The sequence below is a fragment of the Chromobacterium sp. CCUG 76385 genome (assembly GCF_059916625.1).
Genome location: NZ_JAUCGU010000023.1, coordinates 21,684 through 40,452 on the forward strand (window position 1 = coordinate 21,684; position 18,769 = coordinate 40,452).

Annotated in this window: 18 protein-coding genes and 1 pseudogene; 12 read left to right on the forward strand and 7 right to left on the reverse strand. The window is 56.4% G+C overall.

Annotated elements, in window-relative coordinates; translation table 11 throughout:
• Window positions 1-315: 315 nt before the first annotated feature.
• Window positions 316-747, forward strand: coding sequence for a hypothetical protein (locus tag QUG01_RS14425; protein WP_500830746.1), 432 nt, complete (start codon window positions 316-318; stop codon window positions 745-747).
• A 129-nt stretch (window positions 748-876) separates the two neighbouring features.
• On the opposite strand, the gene QUG01_RS14430 is transcribed toward QUG01_RS14425, so the two are convergent.
• The 4 genes from QUG01_RS14430 to QUG01_RS14445 all read right to left on the reverse strand — a co-directional run bounded on the left by QUG01_RS14430 (window position 877) and on the right by QUG01_RS14445 (window position 3,722).
• On the reverse strand, window positions 877-1,557 hold the full coding sequence (locus QUG01_RS14430; protein ID WP_500830747.1) for a hypothetical protein: 681 nt from the start codon (window positions 1,555-1,557) through the stop codon (window positions 877-879).
• Entirely contained in the window at window positions 1,544-2,647 is a 1,104-nt protein-coding gene (locus tag QUG01_RS14435; protein WP_500830748.1) for a hypothetical protein, read from the reverse strand. Before QUG01_RS14435 ends, QUG01_RS14430 begins: the two co-directional genes overlap by 14 nt.
• Window positions 2,648-3,150: 503 nt before the next feature.
• Window positions 3,151-3,426 carry a hypothetical protein gene (locus QUG01_RS14440; RefSeq protein ID WP_500830749.1) on the reverse strand — a complete coding sequence of 92 codons (276 nt, stop codon included), beginning with the start codon at window positions 3,424-3,426 and terminating at the stop codon, window positions 3,151-3,153.
• A 20-nt stretch (window positions 3,427-3,446) separates the two neighbouring features.
• A complete protein-coding gene (locus QUG01_RS14445; RefSeq protein WP_059284448.1) occupies window positions 3,447-3,722 on the reverse strand; it encodes a hypothetical protein in 276 nt (91 codons plus the stop codon).
• A 698-nt stretch (window positions 3,723-4,420) separates the two neighbouring features.
• Here QUG01_RS14445 and QUG01_RS14450 point away from each other — a divergent pair.
• The 4 genes and pseudogenes from QUG01_RS14450 to QUG01_RS14465 all read left to right on the forward strand — a co-directional run.
• Window positions 4,421-4,675 (forward strand): annotated as a pseudogene (locus QUG01_RS14450) (Arm DNA-binding domain-containing protein); the annotation flags it as partial.
• A gap of 18 nt (window positions 4,676-4,693) precedes the next feature.
• Window positions 4,694-5,683 (forward strand): tyrosine-type recombinase/integrase, encoded by a 990-nt coding sequence (locus QUG01_RS14455; protein ID WP_500830777.1) that lies wholly within the window; start codon window positions 4,694-4,696, stop codon window positions 5,681-5,683.
• Window positions 5,684-5,958: 275 nt separating this feature from the next.
• Window positions 5,959-7,008, forward strand: coding sequence for a hypothetical protein (locus QUG01_RS14460; RefSeq protein ID WP_500830750.1), 1,050 nt, complete (start codon window positions 5,959-5,961; stop codon window positions 7,006-7,008).
• A gap of 547 nt (window positions 7,009-7,555) precedes the next feature.
• Window positions 7,556-7,867: a helix-turn-helix transcriptional regulator gene (locus tag QUG01_RS14465; RefSeq protein ID WP_500830778.1), complete on the forward strand. Its 312-nt coding sequence runs from the start codon at window positions 7,556-7,558 to the stop codon at window positions 7,865-7,867.
• Here the strand turns inward: QUG01_RS14465 and lpxO are convergent.
• From lpxO to QUG01_RS14480, 3 genes are all read right to left on the reverse strand, one after another.
• Window positions 7,773-8,693: a lipid A hydroxylase LpxO gene (gene lpxO / locus QUG01_RS14470; protein ID WP_307911691.1), complete on the reverse strand. Its 921-nt coding sequence runs from the start codon at window positions 8,691-8,693 to the stop codon at window positions 7,773-7,775. The two genes, QUG01_RS14465 and lpxO, sit on opposite strands and share 95 nt — an antisense overlap.
• A 104-nt stretch (window positions 8,694-8,797) precedes the next feature.
• Complete coding sequence (locus QUG01_RS14475) at window positions 8,798-9,529, reverse strand: metallophosphoesterase (RefSeq protein WP_500830751.1); 732 nt, start codon at window positions 9,527-9,529, stop codon at window positions 8,798-8,800.
• Window positions 9,530-9,640: 111 nt separating this feature from the next.
• Window positions 9,641-11,845, reverse strand: a complete 2,205-nt coding sequence (locus tag QUG01_RS14480) for a penicillin-binding protein 1A (RefSeq protein WP_500830752.1) — start codon at window positions 11,843-11,845, stop codon at window positions 9,641-9,643.
• A 268-nt stretch (window positions 11,846-12,113) separates the two neighbouring features.
• On the opposite strand from QUG01_RS14480, the gene QUG01_RS14485 reads away from it, so the two are divergent.
• From QUG01_RS14485 to aroB, 7 genes are read left to right on the forward strand one after another with little or no spacing between them, the layout of a single operon-like run.
• Window positions 12,114-13,226, forward strand: a complete 1,113-nt coding sequence (locus QUG01_RS14485; RefSeq protein ID WP_103321163.1) for a pilus assembly protein PilM — start codon at window positions 12,114-12,116, stop codon at window positions 13,224-13,226.
• Window positions 13,227-13,817, forward strand: a complete 591-nt coding sequence (locus QUG01_RS14490) for a PilN domain-containing protein (protein ID WP_500830753.1) — start codon at window positions 13,227-13,229, stop codon at window positions 13,815-13,817. It abuts the gene before it with no gap.
• A complete protein-coding gene (locus tag QUG01_RS14495; RefSeq protein WP_500830754.1) occupies window positions 13,814-14,428 on the forward strand; it encodes a type IV pilus inner membrane component PilO in 615 nt (204 codons plus the stop codon). Before QUG01_RS14490 ends, QUG01_RS14495 begins: the two co-directional genes overlap by 4 nt.
• Before the next feature lie 12 nt (window positions 14,429-14,440).
• Window positions 14,441-14,962, forward strand: coding sequence for a pilus assembly protein PilP (locus QUG01_RS14500; protein ID WP_043629537.1), 522 nt, complete (start codon window positions 14,441-14,443; stop codon window positions 14,960-14,962).
• Window positions 14,959-17,070: a type IV pilus secretin PilQ gene (locus QUG01_RS14505; protein WP_500830755.1), complete on the forward strand. Its 2,112-nt coding sequence runs from the start codon at window positions 14,959-14,961 to the stop codon at window positions 17,068-17,070. Before QUG01_RS14500 ends, QUG01_RS14505 begins: the two co-directional genes overlap by 4 nt.
• A 55-nt stretch (window positions 17,071-17,125) precedes the next feature.
• Complete coding sequence (gene aroK / locus QUG01_RS14510; RefSeq protein WP_103321167.1) at window positions 17,126-17,683, forward strand: shikimate kinase AroK; 558 nt, start codon at window positions 17,126-17,128, stop codon at window positions 17,681-17,683.
• The gene (gene aroB / locus QUG01_RS14515; protein WP_500830756.1) at window positions 17,680-18,759 is read left to right on the forward strand and encodes a 3-dehydroquinate synthase; all 1,080 of its coding nucleotides are present in this window, start codon (window positions 17,680-17,682) and stop codon (window positions 18,757-18,759) included. Before aroK ends, aroB begins: the two co-directional genes overlap by 4 nt.
• Window positions 18,760-18,769: the final 10 nt, after the last annotated feature.

Consider the following 18,769-nt stretch of genomic DNA (forward strand, 5'->3'; position numbering starts at 1 on the left):
CAGTTTTCATGCACGCGTCCCGGTCCCTGATAGTCCATCGTATTTCCTCAACAGAGCATCTCCCACGCACCCTGCCGCGTTATCAGCGCTTCAGACAGCAGCCTCATCTCTCCAAATAGAAATCACATCATAGAGCTTTTAAATGGACTGCTAGAATCCAGCAGACTATCGAACCACAAACTCGAATCTGGAATGCATAAATCAAAGAGTCAAGGAAAATACTAATCGTGCCAGCTACAGACGCAGGGCTGCTTACATACCACTGTTTCACATCTCCCCAGGCAAGGACCTATCCACAACCCTGGAGAACAAGATATGAGTTACATCCAACGCCAGCAACGCAAAATCATCATCGAGGCCCAAGTTCATCAAATCGAACTAACCCTGCTAGGAGCTGGCCTGATTCACATTGTAACGTATGACCTGGTTGATCATATAGAAATTAGTCGCGCGACTAGCCACATCCAGCAATTATCAATTTGCACACATAAACTTGGAGAATTTGAGCGGGCCTATCTGATGATTAATCAGACAACTGCTTTGTGCATTCCTGATGATGCGCAAACTGAAGTTGCCAACATCCTGAAATGGATCAGCAAAGTCGACCATTACTCAAAATTAATAATTGATGAAATTCAACAGGATTCACAGTCAATACAAGCCGATGAGCAAGGCATCATCATTGAGACGATATGCAAAATGACTCCCATCCATGGATGGGGTAGTCACAATGAACTACAGAACTGATAACAAGGAAACTTGTTCAATAATGCAAAAAGCCAACACAACAATCAACATGAAAATGTTGATTTTGCATGGCGACATCTTTCAGCAACAATAATAAAACCAGAATGGGAGGCAAAGCCTCTCATTCTTTTATTTTAACTTCAGACTTCTGGAGAAACCCTCTCTGGCATTTGCCATCCTCAACTCATCCAGACTAACCTCTGCTGCAGCACCAATAGCAACTGAAGATGCACACAAATGACCTGCGGCCGTACATAGCTTACTTACCACCAACAGCTTATTTTGCTTCTCACCAGGCAACTGATCAGGTCTGGCATCACGAGTTACATTCCGCGTAACGTCATTAAAACGTTCCCCCGCGATATTTGCTGCAATAGAGGGATCATTGCAGATATGAAAGGTTCCACATACTATGGCACTGCCAAGCAGCTGAAAAACTGGAAAAGTATAACCGGATGACTCCGGGCTGTGCGGTGGATTATATCCGTCAGCATCTCCAGCATAAATTTCTTCAATTGTATATGGATGTTTTAACTCCCCCGGCTTGGCAATAGCATATCCTTGCTTGGCCACCTCACCCTCCAATGCGCGAGCCATTTCGGGATGAACTTCATCGACCACAGCCACTTTAGTACCAAAAACCTTCATCATCGGCCCAGGGCGAGAACCGGCTTCAGTTGTAAAAACTTGAACTTTCCCTAAATCAACAGAGATAGTTTCAGATGCAAAGCAATTCCCCATCAACCCAAAAGTTAATACAGCAAAAAACACCTTGTATTTTATACAACCTCTCCAATCATGATGCACCATAAATCAACCCCAGCGCTACCTTAGCTTTCTTTCTAGCAGACAAGTGAGCAACGATATAAGATCGCATCGCATGAGACGAGTCGATCGGGGTAATTTCCTCAACAGGACTGTCTACATAGCTATCTGGGTAGAGTTCTCCGCAAGCCACAAAATAGTCGTTCAGAACTTTACATCTTATCTCATCAGCCAATAGTTCTTTAAATTTCACCGACTTTTTCTTCAAATCCCGCTCATCATCTAAAATATGAATAATAGCTTTATTCGCAGCATTCTCTGCAAATAGATCATCAACCTGCACATCACTCAAATCATTCCGCTCATGCAATAAACCCTGGAACGCCATTTTCACAACTTCTCTTAACCTGGCATCTCTCGTGGCTAGCCCATGAGCTCTTGCCCCCGTTCGGTTATCCTTATGAACAAATTCATAACTCGAGTATTCAACAAACTCAGATATTTCCATCTCCAGCCTGACCAGGCTATCTGAAGCTAGGCCTTTTTCACCATTCGTTTTTATCAGTTTCTCACACTCAGCCAGAGCCAACTCAACCAAGATCAGCGCCTTTCCCAGAAATAAATACTTCGCACTACACCCTTCTGATAACTTTTTAATTTTCTTTTTAATGACTGTATCAGACCTACCGGCATCGATAGCACTCATCAAAACCATGGTCTCACCACAACATGACTTAAATCCTTCAACTGAGGTTAGCGCTCGATTTTCCGGCGTATCCGACAAAAATGAACGCCTGTGTTCATAGAGGATTTTTTCCTCATACTTGTGCTTACTGAGCCGTTTCCCATACTGTTTACCAACAGGTATCGAGATGACTCTCCCTTGCTCAATCGCAAGCTTGTGCTCAGCTGCCTGCACCTTCGCCCACCAATCAATGATTCTCTGAGCACACATACCGTATGATTTAAGCTGCTCTCTTCTCGCAAGATGTATCTCTTGCTTAGCCCCCAAAGAAACGCTCTCTTCATCTTTATAAATAAGAATATCCGCCTCAAGCTTCTGAAGGGCTAAGTAATAATCTATTAAGTCATTCTTGGGTCTTGTCGGGTAAAATTGCAAAACGTTGTCCAGCATCTTCCACTCCACAAACAAAAATTCCAGCCAGCGCCGTGCTGGATGGAACGTTTGCCGCAAGTACTGCCTGCAGACGGCAGCGTTATCACAGGAGATCAATCAATCTGCACTCTCAGTGTATGAACGCTGAAATACTGGATCAACAAGCTTTTAAGAAGGATTTTCTTCTCACTCCGAGACAAGTAGAAGCCAAGGACAACGCCTTATTAATCAATAACTTGCTTATTCTTCCTGAGAAAAAACAAGTAAATATGTTGCATTATCACAACTTCCCACCGAATAAAAAACCTCCCCCCTAAATAGGCGAGAAGGCCTGACTCTTCTATCTGCTATTTTTGACTAGGGTTTGCTCTGACAGCGTCTTGCACTCCCTTGATCGCCCCAATAAGTGGAGCAAAGTACAAGCGCGGCCCCTGGCGTACAGCAAACCAGAATTCAGCAAAAAATCTAAACATAGCAATTACCTCATCAATTGGTATACACCACTCGTTGGTTCCAGCTAATCAATCGTCTCGCCCAACTCCCATGCCGATACCAATGTCTGCCCAGTGCGAGCAGTCGTTTTCGCTGACCTTGTAATCGTCCTCAGAAAACGTCAGAGACTGACTACGCTCTTTTTCGACAACCGGAGTACCAGCGTACAGATCCCAAACCGCATGAAGGGCAAGGGCACCCAAAAACATTATCAAGTATTTCAGCCAACCCGCCATACAAAATAACGGTAGAAATAGAGCAAGAATCCCTGATATCACCAGCGCAATTTGAACGCGAACTTTCATGTTGCCACCTAAAGGCCGATTTATAGATCATGATCACCTAGGCTGTGGCTATTAAGGCCGCGCCAATTTTGCATCACATCACCATAGTTCGTTTCATCAAACCCCTTGAAGCATGGCGAAGTTTCTTGATCCGATTCAGCAGGCATTACTCCCGCATAACACTCCCAGACCGCGCGCAACATCACCGAGCCCACAAACATCAGAAGGTACTTCAGCCAGCCGGATAAGAAGACCAGCGGCAAAAGCAGCAGGCAGCTGCCTGCCACCACCAACGCGATCGAAGTTCTCAGCTTCATGATTGCCTCTGCCAGTTAGAATGCCAAGAAAATTATCCCATTTTGGGATAATTTTGCACAAGTGCTGCCATGCTTGGATGAAGACCATCCATGATGACCGCTACAAGAGCCTTATTAGACAGCTTGTCGCAGAGAGAGAAGCACGAGACATCACACAAACCGCCCTATCGGTTGCCCTGTCTCGCCCGCAGTCCTATGTGGCCAAAGTGGAAAACTTGGAACGCCGGCTGGACATCGTCGAGTTAGCCGATTGGCTGGGGGCGCTGGGGGCCAGTAGAGAAGAGTTCATGCAAAGGTTTGGGTGGTGGTAAGTAGTCCACACTCGAAACTGCAAGTTTGGGGGCGGCTTAGCTGCTCAGGTCCCCACTAGGCAATACTGGCGGACCATCTACCTGCAGTGTTGCAGCAAAGCCAATCCGTGTACCATATTGCGTACCTTTTACGCCACTACAAAAAGAAAAATCAAATAAAAACATAATAATACAGAACAAATTCGATTGCTGTCGGGGCGCCACCCACACTTCCAAAGCAGTCCGAGAAAGTCCACAAACCCGCGCCAGATAAGGCTTTGCGGTTTTTTTACGTCCAAAGCCGTCCGAATAGTTCCATTGAAAGCCGGGAGCACATGGGGGCATACTTGAGGGCATCTACAAAGGGGGCACATTTCGATGCCCCCAAATGCACCCGAAAACAGCTCCATGCCCCTGACTGATACCGCCTGCAAAACGGCTAAACCAAGAGAGGACGGCAAGCCGCTTCGCCTGTCAGACGAAAAAGGCATGTACCTGGAAGTCATGCCCAATGGCTCCAAATACTGACGGCTGAAGTACCGCTTCAACGCCAAGGAAAAACGCCTGGCCCTGGGCATCTACCCGGAGACCACACTAAAGGAAGCCCGCCTCAAGCGAGACGACGCCCGTCGGCAGCTGGCCAATGGCGAAGACCCTTCAGAACAGCGCAAGCTGGAAAAGGTGCTGAAACAAGCCGCGACAGCCAACACGTTTGAAGCCATCGCGCTGGGGTGGCATGAAAGGGAAAGCCACGAATGGTCCGCCGCCCACAGCGAGCGTGTCCTGTCGGCCATGAAGACCCACATCTTCCCCTACATCGGCGACAGGCCAATCAATGAGATTCGCCCGCTGGAGCTGCTGGAAGTGCTGCGCAAGGTGGAGAGCGCCGGCAACATCGATACCACTAAGCGCCTGCGGCAACGCTGCTCAGCAGTCTTCCGCCTTGCCATCCTGACCGGCCGCTGTGACAGCGACCCGGCTTCTCCACTGACCGACGCTCTCAAAACCCAGCAATCCACGCCACGCAAGGCGCTGATGCGTGAGGACATCCCTGCCTTTCTGGAAGCACTAGAGAAATATGACGGCAGCGTGCAAACTAAGCTGATGATGAAGCTGATGCTACTGACCTTCACCCGCGTCGGAGAGATGGCCATGGCCAGGTGGGAAGAAATCGATTTCGACAAGGCGCTGTGGACCATCCCGCCGGAACATCGCAAGCTGCCGGAGAAGTCCAAGAAAACCGCGCCGCCACATCTGGTCCCACTATCTAGGCAAGCCTTGGAAGTGCTGCAGCAACTCCACGCAATAAGCGGCGGACGGGAGCACATCTTCCCCAACCGCAACAGTCCACGCCGTCCCATGTCGCCGGAAACCCTGCGCCGCGCTCTTCACAGCATGGGCTTCAGGGGCAAAGCCGATGTCCACGGCTTCCGCTCGACGGCATCAACCATCTTGAATGAAGAGGGCTTCAACCCGGATGCTATTGAGCGTCAATTATCCCACATCGAAACAAACAAAGTACGGGCGGCTTACAATCGTGCCGAGTACATAGAGGAGAGAAATAAAATGATGCAGTGGTGGGCTGAATTTATTGACAACAGAAAACCCATATTTAAAAACAAAAGCAGCAGCATATTTTATTACAATACAAGCAGACAAAGCCATGATTGAAAATTTGCTTAAATCAAAATTCACCACGGACTGTAAAACAATAACACTTACTCAACAGGAGAGTAAAAACCCTATCACATATACAGGGCCAGGCCTGATTACACAAAACAGCAACGGTGGATTTTACATAAAAATATTTCACAAAATTGAAAACTCGGCGATAGAGTCCCGCCCCCCCCAACAATGGCACTCCGGGGAAAATTGTTTCAAAGAAACACTACTTTAATTTATCGACAACCCAGCCAAACGATACAGAATGGCACGCCGAAAATATTTTGATCAAAAAAATCAATTCAAACCACAAGGATTTTATCTCGATTGAGATTTTAGTTCACAATCTCTACAGCACAAAAAAAATAGAAAACACTGACAAAATAGGGTTTGCTGAAATAACAATCCCACACAAATTAAACATTGCATGCAATGAATGGATTGATCGCAATGAATACTCATCTCTGAGCATTTTAAAATTTACTGAAGAAGACAAGACAATAACTATTGACACCCAAGAAGATAGAACAACAATAACCATCCTATCGATCAAAAGCATTTGCCCTCCCTACGTAACAGCACTAGAAGAATCTCTAGGCATTTTGACTGGGGGAGTTATTCAGCCGATCCTAAGAAAATTTCAATTTGAAAATTTAGTAACCACACAGATACATTCAAGCATATCACTTGAAGAAAAATCATTAACCAGCCCACCATTTCCTTCCTCACACCCATTTCGGGCTGATGATTGCATACAGTTGATAAGATGCTATCTACAAGAATTTCAAATTACCAATAACTATTACTTTGGATATTGGAAAAAAATTCACATCTCACGCAAAATTGACATTGAAATAGCCGCACTCACATTAACAACGTCCATTGAAGGAATCGTAAAAGAGTATTTTTATACACACGGGATGCCCGATCAAACATTTATTGAAAATGCAACAAACTCAATTCCCATAATTGAGCTAGCTACAATTGATAAAAAAATCAAAGAACGATTGATTATGAACCTAAAAAGCACAGAAAATACAAGCACAAAAAATGCCCTGTACAACCTTGAAAAAATACTCTACATCAACGAAAAACTTCCAGAGACCTGGTGCAGAGTGAGAAACGCTTCGGCTCACGCAGGCAACTTAAGCGAAAACGATGCAAATAAAGTGCAAAATTTAACCAACGACTTTTTTTCATGCCTAGAATTGTTTTACCGCCTATTATTAATTAGCATCAACTATAAAGGAACTCAAACCCTGTATTCACAGGAAGGCTGGCCTGACTTTCACCACATCAAATACCCGGCCTTAAAACCTCACAGAACAAGCTAATAAGACCCAAAATCAAATCCACGCTGAAAAATCCAGTAATAATCTATATGCCTTCCCGACCCACGCTTTACCCCAGCGCGCGCTATCGAAGCCCCGCCTCGCCCCCACGCTTCATGTGCCGCTAATCATGCACCTGCATGAACCCGCGCCAAGCCCGCACCGTATGGCCTAGCGCGTTGTTTTTCTGCTGCCGAGATTCATGCGTTTTCATGCACTCTACGCATGCAGCCACCGTTTTAGCTGACTGACGTTTCCGCCCTTTCCCATTTCTTCCCGCTTAAATCTGTCGCCGAACATGTCCGGCGCAGTCCGTATTGGTCCGATACGGTCCAGATATTAAAAAATCACATCTCCCATTTCAAGCCCATCGTCTATCGTCAATAGCCAAATCCGTGTTTTCTTGGCTTTTCAAGTTTATTTGTTGTGCGGCAATTCCACACAACAAGCCCTCCAAACTCGATTTGAAATTTCTGAAATACTGCGCTCGCTGATCGGCGCATCCGATTGCATCCACCGCTATTCAGTTCAAACGATAAGGACAACTCCCATGACCGCCATTGCCCATTCGCTTACCGCCCAGCCGCTGCGCTTGCCAGAAGCCATCTCCACTTTCGGCCTGTCCCGCTCGTCGGTGTACGACGCCATCCAGCTCGGCCGCTTTCCAGCCCCGGAGCGCAGGACGGCAACAGCCCGCGCAGGCTGGCGGCGCAACAAAAAACCGCATGCCTCTCGACATGCGGTTTTTCCATGCCTGCGCGGCAGACTCAGCGCCACGCGCCCCAGAACAGCCATAGCACGATGGGGCCGCCCAGCAGCAGCCATTTCAGCAAGTAGTAGGCAAAGCGGCTCTGCGCCTTGATCTTCTTGCCGAACAGGCGCACCTGCTGGATGTAGCGGAAGGCGCGGTTGAGGCCGCCGGTACGGTCCCCTTCCTGATTGGGGGAATTGGCCGCGCCCACCAGCACGCGGCTGACGATGCGGTTGATCCAGCGCGCCGGAGCGAACCACATCGGGCGTTCGATATCGCAGAACAGGATGATGCGGTTCTGGTCCGTGGTGTTCTCGGCGTAATGCAGATAGGTTTCGTCGAAGATCACCGCCTCGCCGTCGCGCCAGCTGTATTTCTGCCCGTCCACATCGATGTAGCAGCCGTCGTCATTCGGCGTGATCAGGCCCAGGTGATAGCGCACGGAGCCGGCGAACGGGTCGCGGTGGCGCACCAGGCGGCTGCCAGGCGGCAAGGCGGTGAACATGGCGGCCTTGATATTGGGAAACTGCTTCAACAACTGGGTGGTGTACGGGCACAGCGCCTGGGCCGAGGCGTGATCCTGGCCGTACCACTTGAGGTAGAAGCGTTTCCAGCCGGTTTTGAAGAAGGAGTTGAAGCCCAGGTCGTCATATTTGTCCGAGGCTTTGATATTGCCTTGGTCGTACAGCGCGGCCGCTTCCTCGCGGATTTTTTCCCAGTTGGCCGTCAGCGCCTGCAGCTCCGGGAAGCGCTCCACCGGCAGATAGGGCTTGGGCGGCACTTTGGAGAACAGGTACATGAAGCAATTGATCGGCGCCATGATGGTGGAGTGGTCGCTCAACTGGCGCCAGAAGCCCAGCCGCACCCGGCCGCGCAGGTGCACGTAAGCAGTGGACAGAATGAAAATGGCGACAATGGTCAACTTGAAATAAGGCATCCGCTCTCCTTGAACTTGCATCAAGGCGATGCCGTCGCGGCGGCATCGCCTGAGGATGCCTGACTATAAACCCTGGCCCCGCTTGCGGCCAAGCCTGCGGCTGATCACAAGAACAGGGTCTTCGCCTCGTAATGATCGCGCAGGAAGCGGAACAGGCGGTAGCCCTGGCGGTTTTCGATAGCCGCCTCGCGCGTGCCCTTGATCCATTGGAAGCAGGTGGCCGGGCACACTTCCAGCACGCGGCCATCGCGCACGATGCGATGATCGCCGTGGACATGGCCGCAGATCGCCAGCCTGGCGCGCTCGGCTTGCGCCAGCATGGCCCACAGCCGCCCGCCGTCCATCAACATGCAGTCGTCCAGCAGCGGCGTGCCCACCGCCAGCGGATGGTGATGCAGCACCACGGCCGCCGGGCCATCGTCCACCCGCGCCAACCGGCTCCGCAACGCGGCCAGGCCGGCGTCGTCGATGCGGCCTTCGTCGTGCCCCGCCACGCAGCAATCGACACCGAGAAAAGTCCAGCCGCCCAGCCTGAGCGTATCCAGCGGATGCATGAAGTCGTATTCGGCGAACACGCGGGCGGCCGTAGCCGGCTTATCGTGATTGCCGGCGATCCAGTGCACCGGCAGCCCCAATCCGGCCAGCGCCTCGGCGCACAGCCGGTACGACGCCTCGGACTCGTCCTGCGAGATGTCGCCGGTCAGGAACACCGCGTCGGCATGCTGCTCCCGCACCGATGCCAGCACTTTGCGCAGCGCCGCGTAGGTGTCCACGCCCATCAGCCTGCCCTGCGGGCTGGCGAACAGGTGGATATCGGTCAGTTGCGCGATTTTCATGGCGGCCTCCTTGCCATGCCAAATGCTTCGATTATGCCCATCTTGGCCGGCGCGCACAAAAAAGCCCCGGCGGCGAATGCCGTCGGGGCGGGCGCATGGACTGGAAGCCGATCAGAACAGCTGGTCTTTGACGTTCTCCACCGCGTCCTGCGCGGCCGGCTTGCTGCCGTCGTCCACCGGCGCGCTGGCGTCGACGTCGCCGCCCGGCACGGAGCCGCTGTTGTCGATGCGCAGTTCCGGATTGGTCTTCTGGAATTCCTCGTAGTAATACTCGTCGCCGCCGCGCTGGCCGGCGCCCGGCTTCACCACGATGCCCTGCGGCACCGGCAGCTCCACTTCCGGCTGGCCCTTGAGCGCGTTGCCCATGTAGTTGATCCAGATCGGCAGCGCGGCGGTGCCGCCGTACCCGTAACGGCCCAGGGAGCGCGGCTGGTCGAAGCCCACCCAGGTGGCCGCCACCAGATTGGGATTGAAGCCGACGAACCAGGCGTCCTTCCAGTCCGAAGTGGTGCCGGTTTTGCCGGCGAGGTCGGTGCGGCCCAGGCTCATGGCGCGGAAGCCGGTGCCGTAGCGCACCACGTCGCCCATCATGGAGCGCATGATGAAGGCGTTGCGCGGATCGATCGCCTGCTGCGCATTCTGGCCGGCCACGGTGGGCACGGTCTTGGCCAGCACGCGGCCGGACTGGTCTTCGATGCGGTCGATGAAATAGGCCTTGGTGCGGTAGCCGCCGTTGGCGAACACGGAATAACCCTCCGCCATCTGCAGCGGCGTCACCGAGCCGGCGCCCAGCGCCATTGGCAGATAAGCCGGGTGCTGCTTGGGCGAGAAGCCGAAGCGCTGGATGTACTGCTGGGCGTAATCGGTGCCGATGGCCATCAACACGCGCACTGACACCAGGTTCTTGGAGCGCGTCAGGCCCTGGCGCAGCGTGATCAGGCCGGAAAACTTGCCGTCATCGTTCTTCGGCTCCCACATCTGGCCGTTGACGCCGGGCACCGACAGCGGCGCGTCGTTGATCATGGTGGACGGCGTGATGCCGCGCTCGATGCCGGCCGAATAGATAAACGGTTTGAACGAGGAGCCGGGCTGACGCCAGGCCTGGGTCACGTGATTGAAGCTGCGGCGGTTGAAATCGAAGCCGCCCACCAGCGAGCGGATCGCGCCGGTGCGGGTATCCAGCGACACGAAGGCGCCTTCCACTTCCGGCATCTGCACGATTTCCCAGTAACCCTTGGGATTGGCTTGCACGCGGATCACCGCGCCGCGCCGGATCTGCTGCTGCGCGGAAGCCTTGGCGCTCAGGCCGCGGCGGGCGAAATCCAGTCCCGCGCCCTTGATCACCGCGGTCTTGCCGCCGCGCATATAGGCCTGCACCTCGCTCGGGCTGGCCGACAGCACGATGGCCGGCAGCATGCCGCCGCTGTCGCGCAGGTCGCCCATCGCCTCGTCCAGCGCTTCGGTCAGGTCCTCGCCGCTGCCGGACGGCAGGTCCAGATAGCTTTCCGGGCCGCGATAGCCGGTCTTGCGGTCGTAATCGGTCAGGCCTGCGCGCAGCGCGTCATACGCCCACTGCTGGTGGCGGCTGTCGATGGTGGTGTAAACCTTGAAGCCTTCTGTGTACGCGGCTTCCTTGTACCGCTCGTACATGGCCTGACGTACCATTTCCGCAACATACTGGCCGGGCTGACTGGTATCGGCAGCCTGGCTGGCCAGCTTCAGCGGCTCGTTCAGCGCTTCTTGGTACTGATCCTCGGTGATGAAGTTCAGCTCGCGCATGCGGCGCAGCACGTATTGCTGACGCAGCTTGGCGCGGTCCGGGTTGACCACCGGGTTGTAGGCCGACGGCGCCTTGGGCAGGCCGGCCAGCATCGCCATCTGGCCGATGCTGAGCTCATTCAGCGACTTGCCGTAATAAGCCTGAGCGGCCGCGCCGAAACCATAGGCGCGCTGGCCCAGATAGATCTGGTTGAAATACAGCTCCAGAATCTGGTCCTTGCTCAGCGTGTGCTCGATCTTGAACGCCAGTAGCGCTTCGTTGAACTTGCGGGTGAAGGTCTTCTCGCTGGACAGGAAGAAATTGCGCGCCACCTGCATGGTGATGGTGCTGGCGCCGGATCGCGTATGGCCGGACACGATATTGCCGACCGCCGCGCGCAGGATGCCTAGGTAATCGATGCCGCTGTGCTGGTAGAATCGTTCATCTTCCGCGGCCAGCACGGCCTGCTTCATCAACTGCGGGACTTCGTGGATGCGGGAAAACGACCGCCGCTCCTCGCCGAACTCGCCCAGCAGCTGGCTGTCGGCGGAATACACGCGTAGCGGGATTTTCGGGCGGTAATCCGTGATTACATCAAGGCTTTGCAAGCGGGGGTAGGTTATGATGACGGCAATTGCTGCGGCGCCCGCCAGCAATACCACACCGCCTAGAAAAACACCCGCCATGATTGCAAGAAATCGTCTGAGCATATATACGATGGGCTTTCATTGGAAAGCGGATTATAACGTCTTGTGAATGCCAACAAGACAAACAATGGCGGCAACAGTTCGAAATTCTGTTGCAGAGAAGCGGATTGAGGCGAAGATGTTATTCGAAAAACTGAAGCTCGAGCTGCCCTGGCTCGAACAGCTGGGACTGGGAAAAGCCCACAATTCGCCGCGGCTGGGGCTGGACATCAGCAACACGGCCATCAAGCTGGTGGAGCTGTCGCGCAACGGCAGAAACTGCCAGGTGGAGCGGTACGTGATCGAACCGCTGCCCAAGGAAGCCGTCAACGACGGCAATCTGGTGGAAATCGAAGGCATCGCCGAAACCATACGCCGCGCCTGGAAACGGCTGGACAGCCCGGTCCGCAACGTGGCCATCGCCATCCCCACGCCGATGGCCATCTACAAGAAGATCCTGGTGCCGGTGAGCCAGATCGATGACATGGACGAGATCATCGAGAACGAGGCCCACCAGATCATTCCGTTCCCGCTGGAAGAAGTGAATCTGGACCACCAGGTGCTGGGGCCCTCGCCATCCAGCATCGACGACATGGAAGTCCTGCTGTGCGCGGCGCGCAAGGAGAAGGTGGAAGAGCGCGTCGCGGTGGTGGAAATGGCCGGCTTGCGGCCGCAGGTGGTGGATGTGGAATCGTTTGCGATGATGACCGCGTTCGAGCAGATCCAGCAGCAATTGCCGGACCACGGCATGAACCAGACCTTCGCCCTGTTCGATATCGGCGCCACGCGCATCCACTGCAACATCATCCGCAACGGGCAGCAAATCTATTATCGCGAGCAGATGTTCGGCGGCCACCAACTGACGCGCGACATCCAGCGCCGCTACAACATCAGCTTCGAGGAAGCCGAGGCCAGCAAGCGCAGCATGGCGCTGCCGGACGGCTATGAATCGGAACTGATGCATCCCTTCATCGACTCGCTGGCGCAGGAAATCCAGCGCGCGCTGCAGTTCTTCTACACCACGGTCAGCGTGTCGCAATACCTGCGCGTGGACTACATCCTGCTGGCCGGCGGCTGCAGCATGCTGCCCGGCCTGGACGACGCCGTGGCCGGCCGCACCCAGATCAGCACCATGATCGCCAACCCTTTCACCACCATGGTACAGTCCGGCTCCATCCGACTGAAGGAATTGCTGATGGACGCACCGTCGCTGCTGATCGCCAGCGGCCTGGCGCTCAGGAGGTTCGACTGAATGATACGGATCAACCTCCTCCCCCACCGCGAACAGAAAAAAGCCGCGCATCGCCTGCGTTTCCAGTTGCTGACCGGCGCGACCATCGCCGCCGCGGTCTTGCTGCTGGGCGCGGCCTATCTGGTGCTGGGGCATATCCAAGCGGACCAGCAGCGGCGCAACCAGTTTCTGCAAGCCGAAATCGGCAAGCTGGACCGGCAGATCAAGGACATCGGCAAGCTGAAGAAGCAGCGCGACGACCTGCTGGCGCGCAAACAGCTGGTGGAAAGGCTGCAGGAAGGCCGCAACGGCGCGGTGCACCTGTTCGACCAGCTGGTGCGGCAAACGCCGGACGGCATCTATCTGCGCTCTTTCAAGCAAACCGGCAATCAAGTGACACTGACCGGCCTGGCCCAGTCCGGCGCGCGGGTGTCCAACTTCATGCGCCAGCTGGGCCAGTCGGAAACCTTCGAATCGCCAGTGCTGGTTGAAGTCACCGCCACCATCGCCAACAACCAGCGGGCCAACGCCTTCACCCTGAACGCCACGCTGCGCCAAGCGCCGCCGGATACGCAGTTGAAAAATACCAATCCATCCGGAGCCAAGCCATGACGCTGGACGAACTACGCGCCCTCGACCCCAAGGACATGCCCAATTGGCCGCTGCAGGCGCAAGGCCTGGCGCTGGCCGTGCTGCTGCTGATGCTGCTGGGCCTCGGTTACTTCTTCGTGCTGGGCGACCAGTTGGATCAGTTGCAACAGGCCAAGCAACAGGAAGAACAGCTGAAGCAGACCTTCATCGACAAAAAGCGGCAGGCGGTCAATCTGGACGCGCTGGAGCAGCAGCTGAAGGAAATCGACGCCTCCTTCGGCGCGCTGCTGAAGCAATTGCCCACCAAATCGGACATGGACACGCTGCTGACGGAAATCAACCAGGCCGGCATCGGCCGCGGGCTGCAGTTCGATCTGTTCAAACCCGGCACCGAAATCCGCTCCACCGAAATGGCCGAAGTGCCCATCACCATCCGTTTGACCGGCACCTACAACGACCTGGCCGCCTTCGTCAACGACGTGGCGCAGCTGTCGCGCATCGTCACCATCAGCGACATCAACCTCACCCCCGGCAACGGCAACCGGCTGACGATGGACGCCACGGCGCGCACCTATCGCGCGCTGGAGCCAGGCGAGCGCCTGGGCGTGCCGGCAGCCCAGGTCGCTAAGTAAGGGGCCGCAGCGATGAAAAACCGATTCACCCTCCTCCTGCCCGCCCTGCTGCTGTGCGGCTGCGGCAACGCCGGCAATGACGATCTTCAGGCCTGGATCGTCTCCAGCAGCCAGGGCCTGCGCGGCCAGATCGAGCCGCTGCCGCAGGTACAGGCCTACAAACCGTTCAGCTACCAGGCTTTTGATCTGCTGGACCCGTTCAATCCACAGAAACTGCAGGCCGGCAAAAGCCAGAATTCCGCCAATGCGCCGGACATGAAACGGCCGCGCGAAGCGCTGGAAAACTATGACATGGACAAGCTGGCGATGGTGGGAACCATACGCCAAGGCAGCAAAATCTATGCATTGATCCGCACGCCGGAAGGCACGGTCTACCGCATCCAGCCGGGCAATTATGTCGGCACCAATTACGGCAAAGTCACCGCCATCGACGATGCCGGCGTCAAGCTGGCCGAGACCGTTGAAGACCTAAATGGAGAATGGGTGCAGCGCGAAAGCAACCTGTACCTGGAAGAACAAGGGCAGAATAAATGAATAAGCTATCCATCGCACTGCTGGGGGGACTGGCGATGAGTCTGGCGGCCGCGCACGCGCTGGCCGGGCCGGCCATCACCGCGATAGACACGGGAAAAATAGACGGCAACCTGCAAACGGTGCAGATCACCTTTGATGGCCCGGCGGTAAAACCGAACAGCTTCTCCATGTCCAATCCGCCGCGCATCGCGCTGGACTTCGCCGACACCGCCGTCAAGCTGGCCAGCCCGACCATCAATGTGGACGGCCCCTTGCTGAAATCCGCCGTCGCGGTGGAAGCCACCGGCCGTTCCCGTTTGATCCTGAATCTGGGCCGGCTCGCCGCCTACCGCAGCCAAATCCAGGGCAACAAGCTGCTGCTGACGCTGGATGGCTCGATGTCGCCGAACCAGGGCGCCACGCCAACCGAACAGACCTCGCCGCTCAATGCCGCGCAACAGGCCGCCGAACAACTGGCCGCCGCCGGCAAACCTGCCGCTCTGGATTTCCGCCGCGGCAAAAACGGCGAGGGCCGGGTCGAGCTGACCTTGCCCAACGCCAATACGCCGGTGGACATCCGCCGCGACGGCAAGAACCTGGCAGTGGACATCATCGGCGCGACGCTGCCGCGCCAGCAGGTCCGCCGGCTGGACGTCACCGACTTCGGCACCCCGGTGGCCAAAGTGGACGCCAGCAACCTCGGCAACAACACCCGCATCCTGATCCAGCCGCAGGGCGACTGGGACTACTCCTCGTACCAGACCGACGGCAAGCTGGTGGTGGAGGTGCGTCGTCCGACTGCGGATCAAGTAGTCGCCGACGGCGGCAAGCAACTGTACAAGGGCGACAAGCTGTCGCTGAACTTCCAGAACATCGAAGTGCGCACCGTGCTGCAGGTGATCGCCGAATTCACCGGCCTCAACATCGTCACCAGCGACTCGGTGACCGGCAACATCACGCTGCGCCTGAAAGATGTGCCGTGGGACCAGGCGCTGGAGCTGATCCTGCAGACCAAGGGCCTGGATCAGCGCCGCAACGGCAACATCATCCAGATCGCCCCGCGCGAAGAGCTGCTGGCCCGCGACAAGCAGCTGCAGGAAGCGCGCCAGCAGCTGGCCACGCTGGAGCCGCTGCGCTCGGAAACCTTCGTGCTGCGCTACCGCTCGGCCGATGACTTCAAGAAAGTGCTGGATGGTGACAATACCGCCGGCAAGAAGCAAAGCCTGCTGTCCGAGCGCGGCAGCGTGCTGATCGACTCCAAAACCAATACCCTGATCGTCAACGACATCGGCTCGGTCATCGACAAGATCCGCGACATCATCGGCAAGACCGACATCCCGGTGAAGCAGGTGCTGATCGAGGCGCGCATCGTCGAGGCCACCGACAACTGGGAGCGCGACCTGGGCGTGCGGCTGGCCTATGAACGCATAGGCAGCGACGGCCTGATCAGCGGCAGCGGCCTGGATAACGCGATTACCAACGCCAACGGCCGCATTCCGCCGGTGCAGGGCGCCACCCAGACGCCTTACGCGGTGAAGCCCGGCGTCAACCTGCCGATCGCCAACCCGGCTGGTTCGCTGACCGCGCTGTACAGCGTCGGCAAGTCCGGCATCATCGGCCTGGAGCTGCAGGCGCTGCAGGCCGAGGACAAGGGCAGGGTGATCTCCAGCCCGCGCGTGATGACGGCGGACCGGCAAGAGGCCACCGTCGAGCAAGGCCAGGAAATCCCCTATCAGGAGTCCAGCTCCAGCGGAGCCACCTCCACTGCGTTCAAAAAGGCCGTGCTCAGCCTGAAAGTCATGCCCCAGATCACGCCGGACAACCGCGTGCTGATGGAAATCACCGTCAACAAGGACTCGGCCAACTTCCAGCAAACGGTCAACGGCACGCCATCGCTGAACACCGAAAAAATCGTCACCCAGGTGCTGGTCGACAACGGCGGCACCGTGGTGATCGGCGGCATCTACCAGCAGCAGCTGAACGACGTGGTGAACAAGGTGCCGCTGCTTGGCGACATCCCCTTCCTCGGGGCCTTGTTCCGCAACACGCAAAAGATAGACAAGCGTAGCGAGCTGTTGATCTTCATCACGCCCAAGGTGATCAACGACTTGATCAACGCCAACAACTGAGACCATCCAAACCGCCCCGCCGGCTACGAGACAGAGCCGGCGGCTATCGGCTACAATGCCTGCCATGGAGAAACTGGCAGGCAATTTTTTTCTGGTTGGCCTGATGGGCGCGGGCAAGACCACCGTCGGCCGCGCCCTGGCGCGCCGCACCGGCAAGACGTTCTACGACTCCGACCAGGAGATCGAAGCGCGCACCGGCGTGCGCGTGGCCACCATCTTCGACATCGAAGGCGAACAACGCTTCCGCAACCGCGAATCCTGCGTGATCCGCGATCTGGCCCAGCAACGCGACATTGTCCTGGCCACCGGCGGCGGCGCCGTGCTGCGCGAGGAAAACCGTCGGGTGCTGGCCTCCTATGGCACCGTGATCTATCTGCGCGCCACCATCGACGACCTGCTGTTGCGCACCCAGCACGACAAGAACCGCCCGCTGCTGCAGATCGCCGATCCGCGCGGCAAGCTGGAAAGCCTGTTCAACGAGCGCGATCCGCTATACCGCGAGATTGCCGACATCGTGGTCGACACTACGCAACAAAACGTCAACCTGCTGGTCAGCCATCTGATCGAACAACTGTACGTCTACCAACATCCCCGACAAGGAAGCTCAGAGTGATCACCCTCGACCTGATCCTGCCCGATACCCGATATCCGATACACATTGGCCACGGACTGCTGGAACAGGTCGATCTCTTGCTTCCTCATCTGCCCATCCCCAAAGCGGCCATCGTCAGCAACGAAACCGTCGCCCCGCTCTACCTCGCCCGCCTGCAGGCGGCGCTGGAGGCGCGCGGCGTGAGCTGCCTGAGCGTGATGCTGCCGGACGGCGAGGCGCATAAAGACTGGCCAACGCTTAACCGCATCTTCGACGCCTTGCTGTCCGGCAACGCCGAACGCAAGACCACGCTGATCGCCCTGGGCGGCGGCGTGATCGGCGACATGACCGGCTTTGCCGCCGCCTGCTACCAGCGCGGCGCGCCATTCATCCAGATTCCCACCACTCTGCTGGCCCAGGTGGACTCGTCGGTCGGCGGCAAGACCGCGATCAACCATCCGCAGGGCAAGAACATGATAGGCGCCTTCTACCAGCCGCAGGCGGTGATCGCCGACATGGACCTGCTGGCCACGCTGCCGGACCGCGAGTTGTCGGCCGGCCTGGCCGAAGTCATCAAATACGGCCTGTTGGGCGACGCCGACTTTCTGGCCTGGCTGGAAGCCAATATGCCGGCGCTGCGCGCCCGCGACGGGGCCGCGCTGCAATACGCGGTGAAGCGCAGCTGCGAGATGAAGGCCGCCATCGTCGGCGAGGACGAGAAAGAACACGGCGTGCGCGCGCTGCTGAACCTGGGCCATACCTTCGGCCACGCCATCGAGGCCGGACTGGGTTACGGCGCCTGGCTGCACGGCGAGGCCGTCGCCGCCGGCATGGTGCTGGCCGCCGCGGCTTCGGCTCAGTTGGGCTGGATCGCTGAACAAGACGTCGAACGCGTGCGCCGCCTGGTGGCAGCGGCCGGCCTGCCGACACAGGCGCCCAAGATGCCGCTGGAGCAGTGGCTGCAGTTGATGGCGCACGACAAGAAAGTGGAGTCCGGCACCATACGCTTCATCTTATTGCGCAAACTGGGCCAGGCTGTGATACAACCGGGTCTGGATGCCTCATGGCTGGATCGCGTCCTGCGGACAAACAGCTGATTTTCCAGGC